Origin of the sequence: Trichormus sp. NMC-1, assembly GCF_001858025.1 — a bacterium.
Taxonomy (GTDB): Bacteria; Cyanobacteriota; Cyanobacteriia; order Cyanobacteriales; family Nostocaceae; genus Anabaena.
The window spans coordinates 1-505 of record NZ_LZQD01000058.1; the positions used below are offsets into that span (position 1 = coordinate 1).

1 pseudogene is annotated in these 505 nt (G+C 47.9%); it reads right to left on the bottom strand.

Going from position 1 to position 505, the window contains the following annotated elements:
- Positions 1 to 505 (bottom strand): annotated as a pseudogene (locus A9Y75_RS25910) (hypothetical protein); the annotation flags it as partial.

The following is a 505-nucleotide window of genomic DNA, read 5'->3' on the forward strand; positions in this document are numbered from 1 at the left end:
ACCTGTGCGGGTAAAGGTGTAAACTAGGTTGCCTGTTCCATCTTCAGTAACGCTGGCTGGAGATACAGCTAGGGTAATATTGGGTAAAGCTACATCATCATTAGTAATAGTTCCCGTCACCGCAGCAGTTGTACCAATGGTGTAACCTGTACCTGTGGCTAAAGTTAAAGCCACGGTTTCGTTAGATTCAACGGTGGTATCTGCGGTGGGGTCTATTGTTAGGGTTGCTGTGCTACTGCCCGCTGCAAAAGTAATGGTTTTTCCTGTTCCGGGTGTTGCACCTGTATAGTCGGTACTAGCGGCTGTGCCAGTAATGCCATAGTTGACGGTTAAGGCATTGGTAGTACTACCTGTGCGGGTGAAGGTGTAAACTAGGTTGGCGGTTCCATCTTCCGTAACGCTGGCAGGAGATACAGCTAAGGTAATGGTGGGTGAAGCCACATCATCATTAGTAATAGTTCCTGTTACCGCTGTAGTTGTACCAATGGTGTAACCTGTACCTGTG